We start from the raw sequence: 20,488 nt of genomic DNA on the forward strand, positions 1-20,488 counted from the left end.
CCGTGGCGTACAACCCATACGACTCGCTTCCGGACCTCCCGTCCTTCGAGTTGACGTCCGAGGACGTCGAGGACGGCAAGACGTTGGCCGCTCAGCAGGTCAGCGGAATCATGGGGGCCGGTGGACACGACAACTCACCGCAGCTGTCCTGGTCCGGCTTTCCCGAGGGCACCAAGAGCTTCGCCGTCACCGTCTACGACCCCGACGCGCCGACGGCGTCCGGCTTCTGGCACTGGGCAGTGGCCAACATTCCCGTCGAGACGACCTCATTGGTGTCGGGCGCAGGCGACGACGGTGGAACCGGCGTGCCGAGCACCGCGGTGACGCTGAAGAACGACGCCGGGCTGTTCCGCTACATCGGTGCGGCTCCGCCCGCAGGCCACGGGCCGCACCGCTACTTCATCGCGGTGCACGCGGTGGATGTGGAGCGCCTCGAGGTGGACGAGACGGCGACTCCCGCCTACCTCGGATTCAACCTGTTCTCGCATGCGATCGGACGTGCGGTGCTGACCGGTATCTACGAGCTCTGAGTTCGGCTCCCCTCGTGCGCGTTTTGCGTAGGTAGGACTACGCAAAACGCGCACGAGGGTGGGGCGGTCAGGACTTGTTCGCCGAACCCACGGCATCAGCGATCGTGGCGAACCCGTGCTCGTCGAGGCGAGCCGCAAGTCCTCGATGAATGCTCTTGATCCACAACGGGCCGCCGTAGATGAAACCGGTATAGCCCTGCACGAGCGAGGCACCTGCGGTGATGCGTTCCCAGGCCTGCGCCTCGGTCTCGATGCCGCCGACGGAAATCAGAGTCAACTGCGCCCCCACCCGGCGGTACAGGCGGCGCAGGACCTCGAGTGACCGCTCGGCCAGCGGAGCGCCGGACAGTCCGCCTGCTCCCAGTGCGGCGACCACGTCGGCTCCGGTGCGCAGACCGGCACGCGAGATCGTCGTATTGGTGGCCACGATGCCGTCGAGTCCGAGTTCGACGGCCAAATCCGCGACGGCGTCGATGTCCTCGTCTGACAGGTCGGGAGCAATCTTGACCAGCACCGGCACCGACACCACCGACTGCACAGCGGTCAGGATCGGCCGGAGCGATTCCACCGCCTGCAGATCTCGGAGCCCAGGGGTGTTGGGTGAGCTGACGTTGACGACGACGAAGTCTGCCAGTGGCCCGAGGAGTCGAGCGCTGGCCGTGTAATCGGCGGCGGCACCGGCCGGTTCCACGATCTTGGTCTTGCCGATGTTGGCGCCGATAGGGATGCGGGTGCGCCGATTGCGCAATCGGACCGCGGCATGCTCGGCGCCGTGGTTGTTGAATCCCATCCGGTTGACGATGGCGCGATCGAGAGGCAGCCGGAACAGTCGGGGCTGGGGATTGCCCGGCTGGCCCTGTGCCGTCACGGTCCCGATCTCGGCAAATCCGAATCCGATGGGGGCCCAGGCGTCGATCCCGTCGGCGTTCTTGTCGAAGCCGGCCGCGAGACCGAGCGGAGCCGGGAAGTCGACGCCGAATGCCGTGGTGCGCAGACGTGGATCATCGGCCACGAACAGCCTCTCTGCCAGGTACCGGAGAGGCGGCACGATCGCCACCGCTCGGAGTGCACCGAACGCGAGGTGGTGAATCCTCTCCGGTGGCAACAGAAACATCAGGCGTAGCAGGACGCGGTACAGACGGTTTCCCACGGTCTTCTTTCCGGTCGATCTGGCTCGGTCGAACGCATGCGAGGTTTCGACGATAGTGGCCGAACAGTACTGCGGAGTGGTCAGATTCCGGGCTCGGGGATGTGATGCGCCGTTTTCTTGCGCTTGAGCAGCACTCGCCTGCTGCCGTCGGTGTACAGGCGAACCCGCGACAGTTCCCAGCCGCCGAACTCCGCCTGAATGGCCAGCCGCATCGACGCGGTCACGCGGGTGACGTCGGGCGGCAGTCTCAGTGGCACGTACTCCCAATCGTCGGACGCCGAAACTTCCCATCCGACGGGCATCTTCGCTCGGCCCGGGGTCGAATTCTCGTGTGCGTTCACGTGCCTCCTTCCACTGATCGACGCTCAGCGACCCGCGGCTGGAATGCGTTGCACACCGTCGCCGGTTGCCGATCCCACGTACAAGTCGCCGGTGTCGGTGTCGACGGCAACCGAATTGGGCTGCCGCACAGTGGGCAACCGCCGGGCCTCGACCGGAATTCCGGTATCGAGTGTGTACCCGACCACCTCGTTGAGGGCGGGCAGCGTCACCCATGCGACACCGGACTGTTCATCGTAGGCGATCGCCCACGGCTGCGAACCGACCGGAAACCGTTGTCGCATGAGCAAATCGTGCGAGGTGAAGACGAGCAACTCCGTACCGGTCGAATCGGTGACCAACAGACGCCCGAATTCGTCGCTGGTCATCTCGGCGGCACCGTCACCTGCCCGCAAGGCGACTCCGAGTGTGCCGTCGTCCAGGTTCACATCGGTCACCGACGTCTGCCGACGATCGAGCACCGAAACGCCCTTCGGCGTACTTGCCAGGGCATCGGCCGAGGTGACGCTGCCACCGGACACCGTGGTCGTGACCTGCCCGGTGGCGTCGAGTACTCGGATCGTTCCGGTGTCGTCGCCGACGGCGGTGGTGCCGTCCGGGAGATCGGCCGCCGAGAGAATGTCGGCGTCGACTGCGATATCGCTCCGCTGTCCGTCCGCCACACCGATTCTCGCGACGGAGCCGTTCATCGGGACGAGCACGCTCGAGTCGCGTCCAGGAACAAGACCGGCAGCCGTGCCGCCCAGGTCGACCACTCGAGTGGCCGCCGTTGCTCCATCGCCGACCAGACTGACGGTCGTGGACGAGTCCGTCAGCGCAACCACGGTGCGAGTGACGGGATCGAACATGAGGGCATCCACGGGCGCGAACGCGGCAACGGTTCCGGCAGGAGTCACGGTAGGTACGGGCGATTGTGCGGGCGGTAGCGGTTCGACGGAGATCTCGTCGGCATTCTCGTCGTCGCTCGAGCACCCGCCCACCGACAGAACTGTGACGACGGCGAGCGCGGACGCAACAGCCGCTCGAACCGTACGAGCCGACGGTGTTCGCATGGGGCCGAACCTACTTCCTGGAGAAGATCAACCTGATGTGACGCTGCCACATCTGTACCAGCGTGCCTGATGTCGGCGAAATCGACCGCGCCCGCATCGAGCTTCGACCCGTGGGCGTCGAGAGAAGCGGTAGCGTGATCGTCCAAGGATGAGTGCACGACATGGGAGCAGACGTGGGATCCGAGGAATCACACTTTCTCGTCGAGGAAGTGAACGCGGGAACACACCCGAACGGATTCGGGCGAACCGACGACGGCCGGGCCTTCGCGTTTCGCGTGCATCGCAGCACCCTGTACGTCGAGATATACCGGGCCGATGTGCAATCGCCCGTACCCGACAAGTCCGAGGTAGAGGCGGTTGCCGAACATTCGGTCACCGAAATCGACATGACGGACGAGCGCAGCATCATCGGTGTGGTGCGTGACGCGGTCTCTCATGCCCAGCAATTGTCCGATGCGTCACAGCGAGACACCACGGCCGTGCGAGCCTTCGTCAATCGAGTCAATTCGGTGCTGGAGGGTTTTTGAGTCGGTGGGGAACCACCAGCTGGTCGCCGGTGTCGGGGTGGTCGAAAACATCGACGGGGTGCCCGTAGACCCGGGTGAGCCGATCGGCGGTGAGCACCTCCCGCGGCGGACCGGTTGCCACCAGTTCACCGGAATCGAGAACTGCGACGCGGTCGGCGTAGGCAGCCGCGAGGCCGAGATCGTGCAGCACGACGACCACTGCACGTCCCGCTCCGGCAAGTGAGCGCACCACGGCCATGACCGACTCCTGGTGCCCCACATCGAGTGCGGCGGTGGGCTCGTCGAGCAGAAGCGTCGCGGTGTCCTGGGCAATCACCCTGGCCAATGCAACCCTGGCCTGCTCACCGCCGGACAACGACGCGAACGGTCGATGTGTGAACTCGGAGACATCGCAGGCAGCCATTGCGGACTGCACGCGAATGTCGTCCTCGCGTGCCGCGGAAGTCCCGGACCACGGCGCGCGACCCATGCGGACGATCTGCTCGGCCGTGAACGCAAATCCGACGCCGTGTTGCTGGGGCAATACCGCGCGTCGCCGCGCTGTGTCGACAGGGCGGAACCGGTTCAGCGGTTCGCCGTCGAGCAGAACCGATCCGCTGCTCGGCGAGGTGTCTCCCGACAGAACCGACAGCAAAGTCGACTTTCCGGCACCGTTCGGGCCGACCAGGGCCAGGATCTCGCCGGCGACCACGTCGAGGCGGGCGTCGAACAACACGGTTGCGTCCCCGCGCCGTGCGAAGACTCCGCGGGCGACGAGGGTACTCGATCCCGGCGCAGGGGAAGTCGGAATATCGTTGCGCGCCAAACTGATTCGCCGCATCACGCCCAGCCGCCCTGGCGAGCGCGGGTACGGCGGAGCAGCCAGAAGAAGAACGGTGCGCCGGCCAGCGAGGTGACCATGCCGAGCGGGAGGTCGACGTTCGAGACGAGGGTGCGCGTGACGAGATCGGCGGCAAGCAACACGACGGCCCCGGCGAGTGCACTGGCCGGGATGAGGATGCGATGCGCGGGTCCGAGCACCATCCGCACGGCGTGAGGAACGACCAGACCCACGAACAGAATGATGCCGGTGAATGCGACACCGGAGGCGACGAGCAGGGCGACGATCACGATGGCGAACTGTCGGAGTCGTTCGACGTTCACACCGAGATGGCGCGCCACGTTCTCACCGAGGGCCAACAGGTCGAGTCGGTGGGCGATCGCCGTGGACGCGCCGATGCCCAGCAGCGCGAGCGGACCCACCACCGCCACCGACTGCCAGGTTGCGCCGGCCAGCGATCCCAGTTGCCAGAACACGATCTGGTCGCGGGCGGCGGGTCCGGCGACGAACGTGAAGAACGCGATGACACCGCCGGCGAAGGCGTTGACCGCAACGCCGGTGAGAATGAGCGTCACCACCTCGGTGCGGCCCGCGTTGCGCGCCAGCACGTAGACGGCGATCGTGGTGACGAGCCCGCCGACGAAGGCTGCGGCCGCCACACTCCAGACCCCGGCGAAGCTGCCACCGAGCACGATGACCGAACTGGCACCGACAGCGGCACCCGAGGAGACTCCCACGACTCCCGGCTCGGCCAGGGGATTGGCGAACACGCCCTGGAGCAGCGCGCCCGCGCACCCCAGGCACGCGCCCACCACGACAGCGAGTGTCAGACGCGGGAACCGGACCTGCCACAGCGTTACCTCGCCACTGGGGTGAGCGGGCATGGGGCCGAGATCGAGACCCAGCCGATGCGCCACGCTGCCGAGTACCTCCAGCGGGGTCGTCGGAACCTGCCCCACGACGGCCGAGATCAGTGCCAGCACTACCAGCGCCATACCCAGAACACCGAACGTGGCTGCTATCCGACGCGCGTCCCTGCCCGATCCGGCGAGTGTGCGGGCGGTCATGACGCCGGGTCGTACACGGCCTTCGACAGTGCGCCCAGAACCTTTCCGGTGTTCGGGCCGAAACTGAGAATGGTCCCGTCGTCCATGTCCACGATCCGGCGATCTCGACCTGCCGGTGTCTGCGCGATGCCGGGAATCTGCTCCAGCCCCTCGATGCCGCCGATGGACTCCAAACCCTTGGTCATCATCAGAATGACGTCGGGCGCTGCGGCGATCAACGCCTCGCTGGTCACCGGCACGAACTGCTCGGTCAGGCCGGATTCGACCCCGGCGTCGCGTGCTCCCAGGGCCTCGATCAGTGCGTCCGCACCCGAGCCGGGACCGGCAAGCATCTTGATCGCTGGACCGCGCATGTAGAGAAACGCGATCTTCAGCGGCTCGTCCGATTCGGGTGTGTTGTCGGTTGCTGCAGCAATCTCGGTGTTCGCACGCTCGGCGAGGGCGGCACCGGCGTCGGGCACTCCCAGGGCGGCGGCGACGGCCTCGATCTGCGTGCCGACCCCGGGAAGAGTTCTGGCGGGATCGAAATACACGAGAGGAATGCCCGCGGCTCGGATCTGGTCCTGCACCGCACGTGGACCGATGCTGGTATCGGTCAGAACCACGGTCGGTGACAACGCCAGAATCCCTTCCGCGCTCAGCGAGTGGCCGGTCGGGGTGACATCGGGCACGTCCTCGACTGCGGGAAATGCCGCGGAGGTGTCGCGACCGACCAGTCGGTCGCCGAGGCCGAGCGCGAAGACCGTCTCGGCCAGCGTTCCGTACTGGTCGGCGGCGACGATGCGACTGGTGTCCGTCACGGTGACGGCAACGCCGTCGAACCCGGTCACGGTGACGGGAAGTACCGCGGCCGGATCGGCCGTGATGGGCTCCGGGTTCGGATCCTCGACCACGGCGGTGCGCGGGCCGACGACACCCGTGGATTCGGAGCCGGGAGTGTTCGGCGAGCAGGCGACCAGGAGTCCGGCGACCAGCAGTACAGCGGCGAGACGGTTGACAGTCACCACCGAAGGTTAGCCTGTCCGATGTTCGTCGGTGCTCAGGCGCTGACGTCGTCCAGCGCCGACGCGATGGCGGGCGGCAGTTCGAGTTCCTCGGCCATCAGCGCGCCCATCAACTGGGCGAGATCACGGGCCCCCACGATCGCGCTGCTCACTCCCGGCCGATCACGGGCCCAGGCGAGCGCGACGACCAGGGGAGAGGTGGCGAGCCCGTCGGCGGCGGTGGCGGCTGCGTCGACGACGCCTACCGCGGAATCGGTCAGGTACGCGTGTACGGCCTCGGCGTGCAGTTCGTCGGCACCACGGGAGTCCGCCGGTATCCCATTACGGTATTTGCCCGTCAGGACGCCCCCCGCAAGCGGAACGGCCGCGAGGACGCCAATGCCGTGGTGGTGCGCGGCTGGCACGAGTTCGTCCTCGATTCCGCGAGCCAACAGCGAGTATTCCGCCTGTGTGGCCACGATGCGTCCGGTACCGGCTGCACCTGCTGCCGTGGCCAGTTGCCACCCGAGGTATCCGCGGGCACCGGTGTAGCGGACTCGTCCACTGGTGACGGCATAGTCGAGCGTCGCGGCGACCTCGTCGACCGGAGTGTTCGGGTCCCAGGCCGCCACCTGCCACAGGTCGAGGTACTCGGTTCCGAGCTCTCGCAGAGTGGCATCCAATTGGCCGAGCAGGCCCCGCCTCGAGCAGTCGACGTGATAGCGGCCGTAGCGCGAGCTCAGTCCCGCGGCGCTGCTGATCACCAGTTCGTGTCGCGGAACCACGTCGTCGAGCAATTCGGCCAGCACTCGTTGCGCGCGCCCGTCGCCGTACGCCGGGGACGTGTCGACCAGCGTGCCACCGGCCTCCGCGAACGCCGACAGTTGTGCCGCGGCATCATCACCGTCGGTTCCGCTGCCCCAACCGAGGGTGCCCAGGCCGAGCCTGGACACTCGAAGTCCGCTGGTGCCGACCGATCTCTGCTTCATATGTGCCGAATGTCCTTTTACGTGTGATCGTCGGTGTCGAACTGCACTGCCGCCAGTGCACAGTAGTGCGCCGCGCCGCTCGGTGTGTGAGTGCCGCGCCGCTTCGCTCCGCTCGGTGTGTGAGTGCCGCGCCGGGTACGGTCGTGCCCGTGAATCGCGAACTCAGGGGCCAGGCCATCGGCCGCGCATCGACAGAGAAGAGTCCATCGGTGTCGATCTCGGGACGGTACGCCGCATGATCGACATGACGTGGTTGCAGGCCGTCATCCTCGGCGCGGTGCAGGGCTTGACCGAATTCCTTCCCATTTCCTCATCGGGACATCTGCGCATCGTCTCCGGTGTCTTCTGGAACGAGGACGCCGGTGCGTCGTTCACCGCCGTGACTCAGCTGGGTACCGAAGCTGCAGTGCTGCTGTTCTTCTGGCGGGACATCGTCAGGATCGTCAAGGCGTGGTTCGTGGGCCTGACGAAGAAGGAAGAGCGCGGTCTCGATTACCGCATGGGGTGGTACGTGATCATCGCCACCATCCCCATCGGCGTACTCGGCCTGCTGTTCAAGGACGAAATTCGGACCGGTGCCCGCAACCTGTACCTGATCGCGGTGATGTTGATCGTGTTCGCCGTCGTCATCGCGATCGCAGAAAAGGTGGGCCGGAAGGAACGGCCGATCGAGAAGTTGACCACCCGCGACGGCATCGTCATGGGTCTGGCGCAGTGCCTGGCTCTGGTTCCCGGAGTGTCACGATCCGGCGCGACCACCAGTGCGGGCCTGTTCCTCGGACTCGAACGCGAAGCGGCAGTGCGCTTCTCGTTCTTGCTCGCTATCCCTGCTGTCACCGCCTCCGGTCTGTTCTCGTTGCCAGACGCGTTCGAGCCGGTCGGCTCCGGCCTCGCCGCGTCGGGTCCGCAGCTGCTGGTGGCGACGATCATCGCCTTCGGCCTCGGCTACGCCTCGATCGCCTGGTTGCTCAAGTTCGTCGCGAACCATTCGCTGTACTGGTTCGTCGGCTATCGCATCGTGCTCGGGGTCGTGGTGCTCGGTCTGTTGGCGGGCGGGGTCGTATCCGCAACCTGAATTTCACCTCGCTAGGCTCGGTGCAATGACAGTCATCTTGCTTCGGCACGGTCGTTCGACGTCGAACACCGCCGGCACGCTCGCAGGTCGAAGCGCGGGAGTCGAGCTCGATGATCGTGGGCGTGAGCAGGCGCAGGCGGTAGCGGATCGCCTCGGTGAGCTTCCGGTGGCCGAGATTGTGCGTTCGCCGTTGCTGCGGTGTGAGCAGACGGTCGAACCGCTGGCAGCCCGGCTCGGGCTTTCGCCCGTGGTCGAGGACCGGCTGGTGGAGGTCGATTACGGGCAGTGGACCGGTCGGACGATCAAGGAACTCTTGGCCGAGCCGCTGTGGAAAGTCGTCCAGCAACATCCGTCGGCTGCGGTGTTTCCGGAAGGCGAGGGATTGGCCACTGTGCAGCAGCGCGCAGTGCAGGCCGTGCGCGAGCACGATGCCCGGTTGGCTGCGCAGCACGGTCGCGACGTGTTGTGGGTGGCGTGCTCGCACGGGGACGTCATCAAGTCGGTGCTCTCGGACGCGATGGGTGCGCACCTGGATTCCTTTCAGCGCATCGTCGCCGATCCGGCATCGATCAGTGTCGTTCGCTACACCTCGACGCGACCCTTCGTGCTGCGGACCAACGACACCGGATCGGATTTGAGCGCGTTCGTCCCGAAGGCCGAAGAGCCGAGCACCGCGGAACCGGATGAAGCGGACTCTTCCGACGCGGTCGTCGGCGGCGGAGCGGGCAGCTAGGCACCGATTCGGCGCTCGGACGCCAACTGGTGGCAGGCTGGAGGGCAAGCAAGACCGTTCGCAGTCGAATTGTGGCCGATAATGAAGGTTCCGCGACTCGCATCGTGGAGTTGTTCTCGACGTTAGGAGGTGCAATGCCGCGCGCAATACACGTTTTTCGCACCCCTGATCGTTTCGTTGCCGGGACCGTTGGTGAACCGGGCGACCGAACGTTCTTCCTCCAGGCGGTGCACGATGCCCGAGTGGTGTCGGTCGCCCTGGAGAAGCAGCAGGTCCAGGTACTCGCCGATCGGATGGGGCTTCTGCTCGAAGAAGTACACCGACGTTTCGGGGCCGATGTTCCGGACGAGGAGACCGAGACGGTCGACACCAGTCCGTTGCTCACGCCCATCGACACCGAGTTTCGCGTCGGCACCATGGGGCTCGGCTGGGATGCCGACGCCAACGCCGTCGTGGTGGAGCTCCTGGCTGTCAGCGAGGTCGAGGTGGACGAGTCGGTCGTGCTCGACGACACGGACGAGGGTCCCGACGCGGTACGGGTGTTCCTCACTCCGATTCAGGCTCGCGAATTCGCGGTGCGATCCGAGCGAGTCATCGCGGCGGGGCGCGCGCCGTGCCCCCTCTGCGGACAGCCACTGGCCCCCGAAGGGCACGTGTGCATCAGAACCAACGGCTATCGCCGCGGGGCCACGTTCGGCCCGGTGACCGAGGTCGACGAGTCTTGACCGTCGAACTGCCCCCGTTCGAGGGCCGCGAAACCATGGAGACCGGCGAGCTGACCATCGTCGGGCGAGTGGTGTCGGCCAGCAATGCCACCCTGGTGTGCGAGGCGGGCGAGGGCGATTCGGCTGTCCGGTGCGTGTACAAACCCGTTCGGGGCGAAGTGCCGCTGTGGGATTTTCCCGACGGCACTCTCGCCGGACGGGAGGTGGCGTCCTACGAGATATCCGAGGCGCTCGGCTGGGGTGTCATCCCCCCGACGGTGTTGCGCGACGGGCCGTTCGGGCCGGGAATGGTGCAGAAGTGGATCGACACCCCCGACGATCACGCCGAGGGACGCGTCGACCTCGTCGATATCTGCCGTCCGGATCTCGTGCCTGCAGGATGGATCCCGGTACTGCAGGCATACGACGGTGACGGCGAAGAGATAGCGCTCATCCACGCCGACGATCCTCGACTGCAGCGGATGGCGGTTCTCGACGTGATTCTCAACAACGCCGATCGCAAGGGCGGACACGCACTCGAAGGCCTCGACGGATACGTCTACGGCGTCGATCACGGCATCTGCCTGCACGCCGAGAACAAATTGCGCACGGTGCTGTGGGGTTGGGCAGGCCAGGCGGTGGACGACGCGTTGATGACCGATGTGGTTCGGTTCGTCGAGACGTTCGATGCCGTCGTCGCACCGCGGCTGACGGACAAGATCACCCTGGCCGAAACCGTCGCAGTTCTCGATCGAGCGCAGGAGCTGATCGCGCGTCCGGTGATGCCCGAGCCTCGCTCGAGCAGACCCATACCGTGGCCCGCCTTCTGATCGGCCTCGGATAGGCTCGGACGCATGCATTCTTGGTCGAGCCCGGAGATCCCGACAATCCCAGGACAGGGTCCAGCGCTTCGGTTGTTCGACACCGCCGACCGCCAGGTCCGTCCCGTGACCCCCGGTTCGACGGCTCGGATGTACGTCTGCGGAATCACCCCGTACGACGCCACCCACCTCGGGCACGCAGCGACGTACCTGACGTTCGACCTGATCAACCGCCTGTGGCGGGACGCGGGCACCGACGTGCACTACGTGCAGAACGTCACTGATGTCGACGATCCACTGTTCGAGCGCGCCGACCGCGACGGCGAGGACTGGCGTGATCTGGGTGCCCGCGAGATCGAGCTCTTCCGCGCCGACATGGAGGCGCTGCGGGTGATCCCTCCACGCGACTACATCGGGGCCGTCGAGTCCGTCGATGAGGTCGTCGAACTGGTGGAGAAGTTGGTCGCGGCCGGTGCCGCATATGTCGTCGACGACGCCGAATACCCCGACGTGTACTTCCGAGCCGACGCCACCGAGCAGTTCGGCTACGAGTCCGGTTACGACCGCCCCACGATGGACACGTTCTTCGCCGAACGCGGTGGCGATCCGGATCGGGTCGGCAAGCGGGATCCGCTCGATGCGTTGCTGTGGCGCGCGGTGCGCCCGGGCGAGCCGTCGTGGCCGTCGCCGTGGGGTCCGGGTCGACCCGGCTGGCACGTCGAGTGCGCGGCGATCGCTCTGAACCGGATCGGATCAGGATTCGATATCCAGGGCGGCGGAAGCGATCTCATCTTTCCGCACCACGAATTCTCGGCGGCCCACGCCGAGGCAGCGACCGGTGACCCCCGTTTCGCGCGCCACTACGTGCACACCGGAATGATCGGGCTCGACGGTGAGAAAATGTCCAAGAGCCGCGGCAACCTGGTGTTCGTCTCGAAGCTCCGGGCCGAGAACGTCGACCCCGCAGCCGTACGACTCGGTCTGCTCTCCGGCCACTACCGGCAGGATCGGCCCTGGTCCGACGAGGTTCTCGAGCGGGCCCACGTTCGGCTCGCACTGTGGCGTCGGGCAGCTGCCCTCGAGAGTGCGGCATCGGCCGACGACGTGATCAACCGGCTGCGTCAGCACCTGGCCGACGATCTGGACACACCCAAGGCCCTCGATGCGCTCGACGCATGGGCGAGCTTCGCCGTCGAGCGCGGTGGATCGGACGCGGGTGCTCCCGCTGCCTTCGCGGATGCCGTCGACGCACTGCTCGGAATTCCGCTGCGCTAGCTAGCGGTCGAGGCGTAAGTCCGTCAGCAGATCCGGGATCAGTCGTTCCTCCATGACTGCCCGGCCCGAATCACGAAGCGCAGCAGAAAGTTCCGGGTCCCACGGGCTGCTTGTCGGATGTCCCTTCAACGGCTCCGAATTCCGCGCGTCGAGCGCGTGTCGGTAGGCCTCTACGTCCATTCGCCACGGCGACGCGTCGTATCGATCCACTGCGCGTTTCACCATGTGCACTCCGGCCCAGTCGAAGTCGGCCCGCCATTCGATGACGGTGCCGGGTGCGCGGGAGGCGAGGAGCCGGTGCACAGCCGCAGAGGGCTGACCGTCGGTGCAGATCAGACTCGCGCACTTCGAGCCGAGGGAGCGGGCTGCGGCGGCGAGCACGGCAACGTTCTCACAAACGAACACTGTCGACGTGCTGTTGGTGAGCGGGCCTCGCGAGAGCATGTCCACGGTGACGGGAAAAGGAATGCCCTCGTCCGCGGCGTCGTTCAACCAACGAGCCACCGTGTGGGTCTCGGCGACGCGGTAGCCGATCACCAGCACCCGGCTGGACAGTGCGTCGACCGATACCCCTGCGGTTTCCCACAGTGCTCTGATTCCGACCGGATCGACGGGTCGAGGCACGTTCTCGCGCAACGACAACGCGTCGAGAACGAGTTTCGGGGCGCCGCCGCCCGAGAGCGCCTTCGTGTCGCCGCAGGCCAGTTCTGCAAGCTCGGTGAGCGACATGCCGTCCACCGGGAGCTGGGCAAGGACCCGCGTGGCCACCTCGAGCGCGTCGACGGCGACGCGACCGCCGAGGGTGCCGTCCTGATTGAGCAGCGAGGCGATCCAGTACTCGATCCAGTCGCGATCGGTCCCGCCTCCCAGCACCTCCCTGGCCCGATCGAGCGCGTCTGCGCGCACCTGAGCCTTGTCGGCCGCGATGCGCTTCTTGTCCTGCAGCGGCGCTTGCCGTGTAAGGGTGTCGATCAGTCCGAGGCCACCGTTGAGCGGATGGCTCAGCCATGCGTCGAAACGCTCGAGATCGAGCTTGGTGCTGCGCGCGCGGGAGTGCAGACTGGCGTTCGACCTCGAGATCGCGCTGCACAGGCGCCACAGCTCCGGTGCATCGCTCAGATCGACGGTGATGTTGCCGCCGACCCGAAGCCAATTGGACTCCAGCTTCTTTCGCGCGGCATCCAGCAGTGCCGCCAATTCGACGCTGCCCCGCCATTCGCTGTTACCGGACAAACTCCAACCCACCTTCGGTTCGGGTCGGCACCCGGCGCGTCAACGGCGATCCGAGTGCGGCAGCGAGGTCGGTACCGTCGTGCTCGGCGAACAGTTCGCCGTTCTCCCACACCAGAAGTGCTGCGCTGACGGTGTTCTCGGCCGTCGAATGCGCCAGATCGTAGTGAGCGCAGCCTGGGACGTCCCCGTAGGTGATCCACAGGTCGTATCCGGTCATGAACAGATCCAGGTCGAATTGCACACTCAGGCCGAGCAATTCGCTGCGGCCGTTGTCGTCGACACCGGCGAATGCCTCGTCCAGCGCCAGCAGCCGAGGTGAATGCGGATCGGCGGAGGAGAGCATCACGTGTGCCGCGGCGAACAGCGGCAGGTGCAGCGATACCGATTGCTCACCGCCCGAGAGCGCGCTGTGGCGGGCGACGGTGAGACGATCCTCGTTGCCGTCACCGCTGATGAGTGTGAAGGCGAACACGCGCCAGCGGCGATAATCCAGTGTCGTGGAGAGGATCTCGGGGTAGGACCGTTCCGGATGGGCCGCGCGCGCGATCCTGATCTCCGACGCGAAGTGGGCTCGCATCGCAGCCAGATCGTCCTGATTCAACGCCGAGGCGTCGCGGTCGAGCAGCTTCGACACCGCCCGGGCCCCGTCGTCGAGGTTGTCGGCGAGCACCCAGTGCACACCGATCGTGTTGCCCGAGGACATGCGGCGTTGCTTCATCTCGGTGGACATCTGCGCGATCAGCTCGCGTGCGTCGACGGTGCGTTCGTGAATCTGCTGCGCGAGACCCGTCAGCAGAGCATCTTCGAGGATGCGCTGCTCCTGTTCGGTCAGCAGCAACTCCTGATCGGCCCTCGCCGCACCGATTCGGTCGGCGAAATCGCCGACCGAAGAATAGCCCTGCTCGTCCTGAACGCGAACCACCGTCAAACCGTCCGGTGCGTCCCACTGCAGGCGATAGTCCTGGCCCGAGGCCGCGAGCTGCGAATCGAACTCCTGCAGCGCGCTGGTCAGCGCGGTCCGCGTCGACTTTCGGCTCGAGTCACTGACCTTCACCGATGCCGTCGCCGCATCGAGTGCCGAATGCAACGCGCGTACCACCGGCGGAAGTACCGGAACTTCGTCGTCGGGGCCGTCGGCCTGCTGCACTCGATACAGGATCTGTTCGACGGTCAGCCACGCCGACTCGCTGGCCGGCCAGGTATGCATCTCGTGCACGCCGAGGATGGTGAGCAGGTCCTTGCGGGCGTACGGCGCGAGTCGCCCGGCATCGCCCAGAGTCTCGGTGACGGCACCGCGCAGGCTCTCCAGCGCGGTGTTGCAGGCACCCTCGGCCTTGCCGATCGCTTCGCCGGCTTCCTTGTCCGCCTTTCGCGCGGCCCGCTGCTCGGCGCGGCACTTCTCGATGCGTTCGCGAGCGTTCTCCAGATCGGCGTCGATCTGTTCGGCTGTGGCACCGAGCTTCTCGCTCAGCAGCTCCAGTCGTTGCACCTGTTGCCGGTAGTTCTCGTCGGCTATCGCGGCTTCCTCGGCGAGTTCCTCGGCCAGGCCGCTCGCTTCTTCGAGCCGGTTGGTTGCCTCGCGCGCGCGTTCTGCCTCGCGCATGTGGTCGCCACGCTTGCGGATCACCACCGAGCCTTGATGCTCGAAATGCCGAATTGCTGCGGCCAGGGCATCGATGTCACGAGCGATGTGCGGAGTGCGATGGGCCACCGCGACAGTACGTAGTTGTTTCTCTTTTGCCGACAGGTCTGCGATCGCCTGGTCGAATTCACGATCCGCTGCGGCAGAACCCTCCGTGGACGTGCGCAACGCTCCGGCAGCCGCAGTGACGGCCCGCTGCGCCCTCACGATTGCCGTGACTCGGGGAAGTTGCTTGGCCGCAGCGGTCAGCGCCTGCACCAATTCGCGTGCCGCCCGCTCGTCGGCCGTCGCGGTCTCCAGTGCGGCCGCTGCGACGTCGATCGCTGCGCCGAGTTCGGCGATGCGTTGCTCTCGCCTGCGCGCCCGCGCCGTGGCACCGATGTACTCCGCATCGGCCTTGGTGTGGCGACCCTGTTGCACACCCTGCCAGTACCGACCGTCGACGCCCACCGCGACCGCACTACCTGCGCCCATGCCCTGATCATGGTGCAGCGCAATCGAGTGCAAGAGGTCGAGGATGCGCGACTCCGCCACGGCGGTACCCGGCTCCGGTTCCAGCACCGACGCCAACGTGGTCCCGGTCGGCCTGCTGGCCTCCGCCAGCGGCGACAGATACTGCTCCGAGTTCGCCTCTTCCGGAAAGTCCGCGGTCGGGTGGATCCAGCCGTCGAGCAGATTGGCCGCCTGCAACGCGGATTCGATCCCTGCCGCGTCGGCGGGGGAGACGGTGTCGGCAAACCGAACCAGCTGCCACAGCGGGGCACCCGACAGGTCGACGCGAGAGCCGGTTCGTGCCGCGAACGGCGGCGGCGCGTCATCGTGCTCGGCCCGCACCAGTGCCAATTCGTCACGCAGCGCGGTCGATTCGGTCGTACGGGTGGCCACGTCGACGCGAGCCTGGGCCTGCCGAGCGCGGATCGAATCGATACCGTCCGCGGTCTGCTCGGCGAGAACCGATTCCAAGCTCGGGGCGTCGTCGTCACCGATGCTTGCCAGCGCCGCGTCCAGTGCGTCGAATGCCGTCGCGGTGATGCCCGCGGAGGAATACAGCGCCGAATTGGCCGACCACCAGGCGCGCAGTCCCGAGGCGAACTGTGCCTTCTCGAGGTCGACGGTCACCTCGGCTTCGGTGACCGCTGCCGCAGCTGCCTCGAGCAGCTCACGTGCCTTCGACGCTGCCTTCTCGGCACGGGCGCGTTCGGTCGACGCCTTCTCGACGGTTCCCAACGCCTCGCGAACCGCCCGTACATCGCCGTCCCGCTCCTCGGCGTGGCCGCGGAGAGCGGTGCTGATCTGATCGCTGCGGGCTGTCCCGGGCAGCGGTGTCCAGACGATGCCTGCATCCTCGGCCGCAGTCTGTAGTTCCTCTTCGGCGCGGGTCACCCCGGCAACGGAGTCGCGGAGTGCGGAGTCGGCCCGAGCCGCTTCGGTGGTGCGCTGCTCCAGCTCTGCCTGCGCCTTGCGTGCGCGGTCGGCTTGCTGAGCCGTCGAGATCTCCAGCTTCGCAGCGGATTCGGCCAGATCGTCCAGTTGCTGCTTGCCCTCGTAGGCGCTCGAGCGCTGCAGGGTCTCGCGGTCTGCGACAGCCTGATCGACTGCGCGTTCTGCCTCGTCGAATCGAGTTTCCGCGGCGGCTCGTTCCAGTAAGCGTCGGTCCTTCAGCGCTGCAGCGGCGAAGTGCGCGGTGGTCGCGTGGGTCACCGCCTCGAGTCGGCGCGAGACCTGCTCGACATCCGAACGGGTCTGCACCCGAAGGTACTTGGAGTACACCGAGACGAAGTTCTTCGCGGCATGATCGGCCTGCGTCAATCCTTCGAGCGCCCGGCCCACTTCTTCCATGTCGCTGAAGGACCGCGCGGCCTCGAGCACCAGCTGCTCGTCCAATGGACGCAGGCCGTCGGTCAGCGCCTGCGACAAACCCTTCGGGTCGAGGTTCTTGGCCAACTGCGGACGGCGAAGCGTCAGAATCAGATTGATCAACTGGTCGTAGCGCTGCGCCCCGAGCCCGAACATGCGAGCGTCGATCGCGGCGCGATAGTCCACCGGGCGATCGGTCAACGCGTCGGTGCCCAGCTGCTCTGCGAGTTGCTTCTTCGTCAACGGCCGGTCGTCGGAACCCAACAGCGAGAAGTCGACGCCCACTCTGCCGTCGGCGACGAAGTACCAGCGGGTCACCTTGTCGTTGTGACGACTTGCCCGCATCCCGATCCCGACCGTCACCGATTCGGGATCCTCGCGTGAACCGCGGCCGAACTCCATCCACACGTACGAGTGCGCGCTTTCCTGCCCTCGATAGAGCAGGTTCGACTTCATCGTTCGCTCTTCTCCGGCAAAGGGATTGAGCCGGCGGGGTTCGATGCGGCCGTCGAGGACGAACGGGAACAGCACTTCGAGCGCTTTGGTCTTGCCGGATCCGTTTGGACCACGCAGCACCAGGCGACCATCGGCGAAGGAGAACTCCTGATCGCGGTAATCCCACAGATTGACGATTCCGGCGCGCGTCGGCCGAAAACGATTCGAGTGTGCGGTCATCTACTCAAGCCTCTACTTCGGATGAATCGGTACTGGGGGCCTGTTGGGTGCCGAACAGTGAGTCCTGCGGGGTCCGATCGCGCACGCTGACCATCACGTCTCGGTAGCGCGCGATCACCGGCAGTACCAGCACGCCGCCGGACACGCTGTGTATCAGGCGAAGTCGGTGCAACAGCGCAATCGCTCGTAACCGTAGGCCGTCCCGATCGGTCTGCCACTGAGCAGCGAACGTCCGACCGAACCGTTCGACGAGATCATCGACGACCGTCACCAACCAACTGTCCTCGATCAACGGATACAGCTTCTTGTCTTCCGCATCGTCGAATGTCGTTGCATCGGAACCGAACCCGAACTCGGCGAGATCGCCGAAGATCCCGCCGTCGGGAATGGCGCTGTCCAACTGTTGGATCAGGGCATCACCGTCGGGAAGGGGGTAGGTCGCCAGCGCGGGTGCATCGGGATCGATCACCCGGTCCGAGATCTCGCCCGCAATCAGCAATGCGACCTGGGCGATGGTTCCGGTACTGGGGAATCGCTGGTCCGAGAGCCGTCCCGACGTATCGATGAGAGCTACTCCCTCGGCACGGCGCTCGGCAACGAGGCCGGTCAGCAACTCGACGTCGGCAACTGTGCGCGACGCGGCCAGGGCGGCGCGGCCGTCGCGATCGAGGTCGTCGACATAGACGACCGGTCGCTCGACCAATGCTCGGCGTACCGCACGCAGAGTCTCCTTCGGGTCGGCTGGGGTATCGCTTCGATCGGGATCGGAGTCCTCGGGATCCATCGGGGCGTCCGATCCGGCCAGCAGACCGCTGATGGATCGCAGATGCTGCACGGCACGGGGCGGCCGGAACATGGCGACGACCACAGGGCGGTCGATGTCGTAGAGAGCCTCGCCTGCGGACGGGTTGTTCGCCCAGCCCGTCGCGTCCCCGTCGGCCAACGCGATGGCACCGCGTGTGGCGAGCCACCCGATCGCGTCGACGAACGCGTCTCGGTCACTTGCTCGGTCGGTTGTCAGCTCGACGCCGTCGACCTGACTCGCCTCTGCCGCAACGTGATCCGCGAGTTCGGACAGGGTGATCTGATTGCCGGCCCTCCCGAGTGCCGCCAGCGCCAGCGCCAGGTACGCGTATCTGCGGCGATCGAAGATGCGGTCGGTGGACGTGCGCGCAGGTTGGCTGTCGTCGAGTCCGTCGATCACCGGGAACAGGCGGGCGGTGGTCTCGGTGACCTCGAGGCGATATCCGAACAGTTCGAGCAGGTCCTCGCGCAACTCGATGGCCCATCTACGCAGCAGAGGCAGCGCGATCCGATCGGGGTACGTCGTGGTCACCAGGTGATTCGACAGCGCAACCCGGGCGGCCCGCTGGTATGAATCCAGTGCGAGAGTGGAGATTTCGCGACCTCTCATCTGCGAGCCACCTCGCTGACATCGAGAGACAATCGGTCCAGATGCAGACGGCCCCGGCTGGTCCGCACGATCGTCGAACGGTCGCTGTCGCTCAGCGTCAAGCGCACGCCGCTGTCCGATCCGGACGAATCGGATGTCCGTCCGCTCACCCGGACCCGTGCGGTCAGCGCAGCGTTCAGCAGGCTCAACAACACTTCGGTTTCCTGCTCGCTGAGAATTCGATCGTGAATTCCGGCCGAGGCAAGCGACTGCGCTGCAGCACTGCGCGATCGCTGCGACTCGAGTTGTTGCTCTCGGAGCCGTCTGATGCCGCCGTCGTTGCGCTGCACCCGTCCCGGAACACCGGGGGTCGGGGTGCGTCCGGTCTCGGCCAGGGTGCGCGAGATCTCGACCGGCGGTGCATCCCACCACGATCGGGACGTGGAGATGATGTCGGCATCGGGATGCACCATCGACAGATGCCGGGGTCTGCCGAGGCCGAACACGGCGTGAAACAGGGCATGTGCGCTGTCCTCGGTAGGTGCGGCGGCGAACCACCCGGCCAGGTGACGCAGTTGGCTCTCGCGGCTGACTCCGCCCTTGCGAGTTTCGGTGACGCGCCGTAGCAGCGACAGCACGGCGGCGATCGCGCTCATCGTGCCCTCGCGGAGTCGCTCGGACTCACTGAGTTCGGACTCTGCGGAGACGAACCAGTGCGAGAGGCCGGCCCAGCGATCGGTCCAGTCGGCTCGGCGTTCTGCAACGGTGAGAAACACTCGTTCGTCGCTGATCGCAGCCCGCTCGACGAGTTGCTCGACGCCGGTGCTCTCGACGATCGCTATCGCCTCGGCCAACTTCGGTGCATAACGGGTGAGGTCCGAGCTGAACTCGCGCATGTGCGTGAGCAGTGCGTCCTTGTGGACCAGAAATGACTCCGGCGTGATCTCGGTGGTGCGCACCAGGTCGCCCAGCACCAGATAGAAGTGGGCGGCGCGGGTCGCCATCTCCGACAGCGTCGAATCGAGGCGACTGAGCTTGCGGTAGATGCGATCGCCGTCGGCCTGACGGTTCGCCTCGGCCAGCTCGTGCATGTCGGCCAGCAACTCGGGCAGCACCAGCCGTGACAGCGAGGCGTCGTCCAGGCGGGCACCGAGCACGTCCTCGACCGCGCGGTATGCCTTGTAGCCGGCCTGACCGAACTGGTAGACGAAGTGACGGTTGCGATACTCGGCGAGGGTCGCGGCGCGGGTGCCGTCGTAGCTGCGCTCCAGTAGGCCCCAGGCGTGCAGCTGATCGAGCAGGGGAGCGATGTCGAGGGTGGTCAGTGCCTCCTGGCGGCCTGGGTTGCGGGCGATGAGGTCGGCCACGTCTCCCGAGTGCAACAGGACGACATAGTTGGCTCGTGCAGTGTCGAATGCGCGCAGAACGGCCAGGTACTCCGATCGCTTCTCGGCAACGGCGAACGAGAAGAGACCGAGACGGTCTTCCTCCACGAACGCATTCACGACTCCCTGTCGCGCGTCCTCACCTGAATCGCTCACTGGAACAGGGTAGGGGGTAGGAGTGGAGCCTGCGGAACGACCCTGGTGGTCAGGAGTGGAGCCTGCGGAACGACCCAGGGGG

18 protein-coding genes are annotated in these 20,488 nt (G+C 66.3%); 7 read left to right on the forward strand and 11 right to left on the reverse strand.

Annotated elements, in window-relative coordinates; genetic code table 11:
* Window positions 1-2 precede the first annotated feature (2 nt).
* A complete protein-coding gene (locus tag ACNEOT_RS15175) occupies window positions 3-530 on the forward strand; it encodes a YbhB/YbcL family Raf kinase inhibitor-like protein (RefSeq protein WP_415974848.1) in 528 nt (175 codons plus the stop codon).
* A 67-nt stretch (window positions 531-597) separates the two neighbouring features.
* Here the strand turns inward: ACNEOT_RS15175 and ACNEOT_RS15180 are convergent, their stop codons facing one another.
* From ACNEOT_RS15180 to ACNEOT_RS15190, 3 genes are all read right to left on the reverse strand, one after another.
* Window positions 598-1,668 (reverse strand): quinone-dependent dihydroorotate dehydrogenase, encoded by a 1,071-nt coding sequence (locus tag ACNEOT_RS15180; protein WP_415975205.1) that lies wholly within the window; start codon window positions 1,666-1,668, stop codon window positions 598-600.
* Between the two features lie 92 nt (window positions 1,669-1,760).
* Window positions 1,761-1,982, reverse strand: coding sequence for a DUF5703 family protein (locus tag ACNEOT_RS15185; RefSeq protein WP_415975206.1), 222 nt, complete (start codon window positions 1,980-1,982; stop codon window positions 1,761-1,763).
* A 63-nt stretch (window positions 1,983-2,045) separates the two neighbouring features.
* A complete protein-coding gene (locus ACNEOT_RS15190) occupies window positions 2,046-3,071 on the reverse strand; it encodes a YncE family protein (protein WP_415974849.1) in 1,026 nt (341 codons plus the stop codon).
* A gap of 161 nt (window positions 3,072-3,232) precedes the next feature.
* Between ACNEOT_RS15190 and ACNEOT_RS15195 the strand changes: the two genes are divergently transcribed.
* The gene (locus ACNEOT_RS15195; protein ID WP_415974850.1) at window positions 3,233-3,598 is read left to right on the forward strand and encodes a hypothetical protein; all 366 of its coding nucleotides are present in this window, start codon (window positions 3,233-3,235) and stop codon (window positions 3,596-3,598) included.
* On the opposite strand, the gene ACNEOT_RS15200 is transcribed toward ACNEOT_RS15195, so the two are convergent.
* The 4 genes from ACNEOT_RS15200 to ACNEOT_RS15215 form a co-directional block, all read right to left on the reverse strand.
* Entirely contained in the window at window positions 3,573-4,418 is an 846-nt protein-coding gene (locus ACNEOT_RS15200) for a heme ABC transporter ATP-binding protein (RefSeq protein WP_415974852.1), read from the reverse strand. The two genes, ACNEOT_RS15195 and ACNEOT_RS15200, sit on opposite strands and share 26 nt — an antisense overlap.
* The gene (locus ACNEOT_RS15205; protein ID WP_415974854.1) at window positions 4,418-5,485 is read right to left on the reverse strand and encodes a FecCD family ABC transporter permease; all 1,068 of its coding nucleotides are present in this window, start codon (window positions 5,483-5,485) and stop codon (window positions 4,418-4,420) included. Before ACNEOT_RS15205 ends, ACNEOT_RS15200 begins: the two co-directional genes overlap by 1 nt.
* Complete coding sequence (locus ACNEOT_RS15210; protein ID WP_415975207.1) at window positions 5,482-6,444, reverse strand: heme/hemin ABC transporter substrate-binding protein; 963 nt, start codon at window positions 6,442-6,444, stop codon at window positions 5,482-5,484. Before ACNEOT_RS15210 ends, ACNEOT_RS15205 begins: the two co-directional genes overlap by 4 nt.
* 80 nt (window positions 6,445-6,524) lie before the next feature.
* Window positions 6,525-7,457, reverse strand: coding sequence for an aldo/keto reductase (locus ACNEOT_RS15215; protein ID WP_415974855.1), 933 nt, complete (start codon window positions 7,455-7,457; stop codon window positions 6,525-6,527).
* Window positions 7,458-7,701: 244 nt separating this feature from the next.
* Here ACNEOT_RS15215 and ACNEOT_RS15220 point away from each other — a divergent pair, with 244 nt between their 5' ends.
* From ACNEOT_RS15220 to mshC, 5 genes are all read left to right on the forward strand, one after another.
* Window positions 7,702-8,532: an undecaprenyl-diphosphate phosphatase gene (locus tag ACNEOT_RS15220; protein ID WP_415975209.1), complete on the forward strand. Its 831-nt coding sequence runs from the start codon at window positions 7,702-7,704 to the stop codon at window positions 8,530-8,532.
* Window positions 8,533-8,557: 25 nt separating this feature from the next.
* Complete coding sequence (locus ACNEOT_RS15225; protein WP_415974856.1) at window positions 8,558-9,265, forward strand: histidine phosphatase family protein; 708 nt, start codon at window positions 8,558-8,560, stop codon at window positions 9,263-9,265.
* A gap of 134 nt (window positions 9,266-9,399) precedes the next feature.
* Window positions 9,400-9,990 (forward strand): DUF3090 domain-containing protein, encoded by a 591-nt coding sequence (locus ACNEOT_RS15230; protein WP_415974857.1) that lies wholly within the window; start codon window positions 9,400-9,402, stop codon window positions 9,988-9,990.
* Window positions 9,991-10,025: 35 nt separating this feature from the next.
* The gene (locus ACNEOT_RS15235) at window positions 10,026-10,799 is read left to right on the forward strand and encodes an SCO1664 family protein (RefSeq protein WP_415975211.1); all 774 of its coding nucleotides are present in this window, start codon (window positions 10,026-10,028) and stop codon (window positions 10,797-10,799) included.
* A 24-nt stretch (window positions 10,800-10,823) separates the two neighbouring features.
* On the forward strand, window positions 10,824-12,065 hold the full coding sequence (mshC, locus tag ACNEOT_RS15240) for a cysteine--1-D-myo-inosityl 2-amino-2-deoxy-alpha-D-glucopyranoside ligase (RefSeq protein WP_415974858.1): 1,242 nt from the start codon (window positions 10,824-10,826) through the stop codon (window positions 12,063-12,065).
* On the opposite strand, the gene ACNEOT_RS15245 is transcribed toward mshC, so the two are convergent.
* The 4 genes from ACNEOT_RS15245 to ACNEOT_RS15260 are packed head-to-tail and all read right to left on the reverse strand — an operon-like array spanning window position 12,066 to window position 20,358.
* Window positions 12,066-13,298 (reverse strand): DUF2399 domain-containing protein, encoded by a 1,233-nt coding sequence (locus ACNEOT_RS15245; protein WP_415974860.1) that lies wholly within the window; start codon window positions 13,296-13,298, stop codon window positions 12,066-12,068.
* The gene (locus ACNEOT_RS15250) at window positions 13,288-17,472 is read right to left on the reverse strand and encodes a TIGR02680 family protein (protein ID WP_415974861.1); all 4,185 of its coding nucleotides are present in this window, start codon (window positions 17,470-17,472) and stop codon (window positions 13,288-13,290) included. Before ACNEOT_RS15250 ends, ACNEOT_RS15245 begins: the two co-directional genes overlap by 11 nt.
* Before the next feature lie 4 nt (window positions 17,473-17,476).
* Window positions 17,477-18,886 (reverse strand): TIGR02678 family protein, encoded by a 1,410-nt coding sequence (locus tag ACNEOT_RS15255; RefSeq protein WP_415974862.1) that lies wholly within the window; start codon window positions 18,884-18,886, stop codon window positions 17,477-17,479.
* On the reverse strand, window positions 18,883-20,358 hold the full coding sequence (locus ACNEOT_RS15260; RefSeq protein WP_415975213.1) for a TIGR02677 family protein: 1,476 nt from the start codon (window positions 20,356-20,358) through the stop codon (window positions 18,883-18,885). The genes ACNEOT_RS15255 and ACNEOT_RS15260 overlap by 4 nt, the downstream gene beginning before the upstream one ends.
* Window positions 20,359-20,488 lie beyond the last annotated feature (130 nt).

Source organism: Rhodococcus sp. 077-4 (assembly GCF_047782425.1).
Lineage (GTDB): Bacteria > Actinomycetota > Actinomycetes > Mycobacteriales > Mycobacteriaceae > Rhodococcoides.

Excerpts from the sequence above, each read along its gene's own strand:
- ACNEOT_RS15185 (WP_415975206.1), bottom strand. The coding sequence starts at position 1,982 with ATGCCCGTCGGATGGGAAGTTTCGGCGTCCGACGATTGGGAGTACGTG.
- ACNEOT_RS15190 (WP_415974849.1), bottom strand. The coding sequence starts at position 3,071 with ATGCGAACACCGTCGGCTCGTACGGTTCGAGCGGCTGTTGCGTCCGCG.
- ACNEOT_RS15195 (WP_415974850.1), top strand. The coding sequence starts at position 3,233 with ATGGGAGCAGACGTGGGATCCGAGGAATCACACTTTCTCGTCGAGGAA.
- ACNEOT_RS15200 (WP_415974852.1), bottom strand. The coding sequence starts at position 4,418 with ATGCGGCGAATCAGTTTGGCGCGCAACGATATTCCGACTTCCCCTGCG.
- ACNEOT_RS15205 (WP_415974854.1), bottom strand. The coding sequence starts at position 5,485 with ATGACCGCCCGCACACTCGCCGGATCGGGCAGGGACGCGCGTCGGATA.
- ACNEOT_RS15215 (WP_415974855.1), bottom strand. The coding sequence starts at position 7,457 with ATGAAGCAGAGATCGGTCGGCACCAGCGGACTTCGAGTGTCCAGGCTC.
- ACNEOT_RS15220 (WP_415975209.1), top strand. The coding sequence starts at position 7,702 with ATGACGTGGTTGCAGGCCGTCATCCTCGGCGCGGTGCAGGGCTTGACC.
- ACNEOT_RS15225 (WP_415974856.1), top strand. The coding sequence starts at position 8,558 with ATGACAGTCATCTTGCTTCGGCACGGTCGTTCGACGTCGAACACCGCC.
- ACNEOT_RS15230 (WP_415974857.1), top strand. The coding sequence starts at position 9,400 with ATGCCGCGCGCAATACACGTTTTTCGCACCCCTGATCGTTTCGTTGCC.
- ACNEOT_RS15235 (WP_415975211.1), top strand. The coding sequence starts at position 10,026 with ATGGAGACCGGCGAGCTGACCATCGTCGGGCGAGTGGTGTCGGCCAGC.
- mshC (WP_415974858.1), top strand. The coding sequence starts at position 10,824 with ATGCATTCTTGGTCGAGCCCGGAGATCCCGACAATCCCAGGACAGGGT.
- ACNEOT_RS15250 (WP_415974861.1), bottom strand. The coding sequence starts at position 17,472 with ATGACCGCACACTCGAATCGTTTTCGGCCGACGCGCGCCGGAATCGTC.
- ACNEOT_RS15255 (WP_415974862.1), bottom strand. The coding sequence starts at position 18,886 with ATGAGAGGTCGCGAAATCTCCACTCTCGCACTGGATTCATACCAGCGG.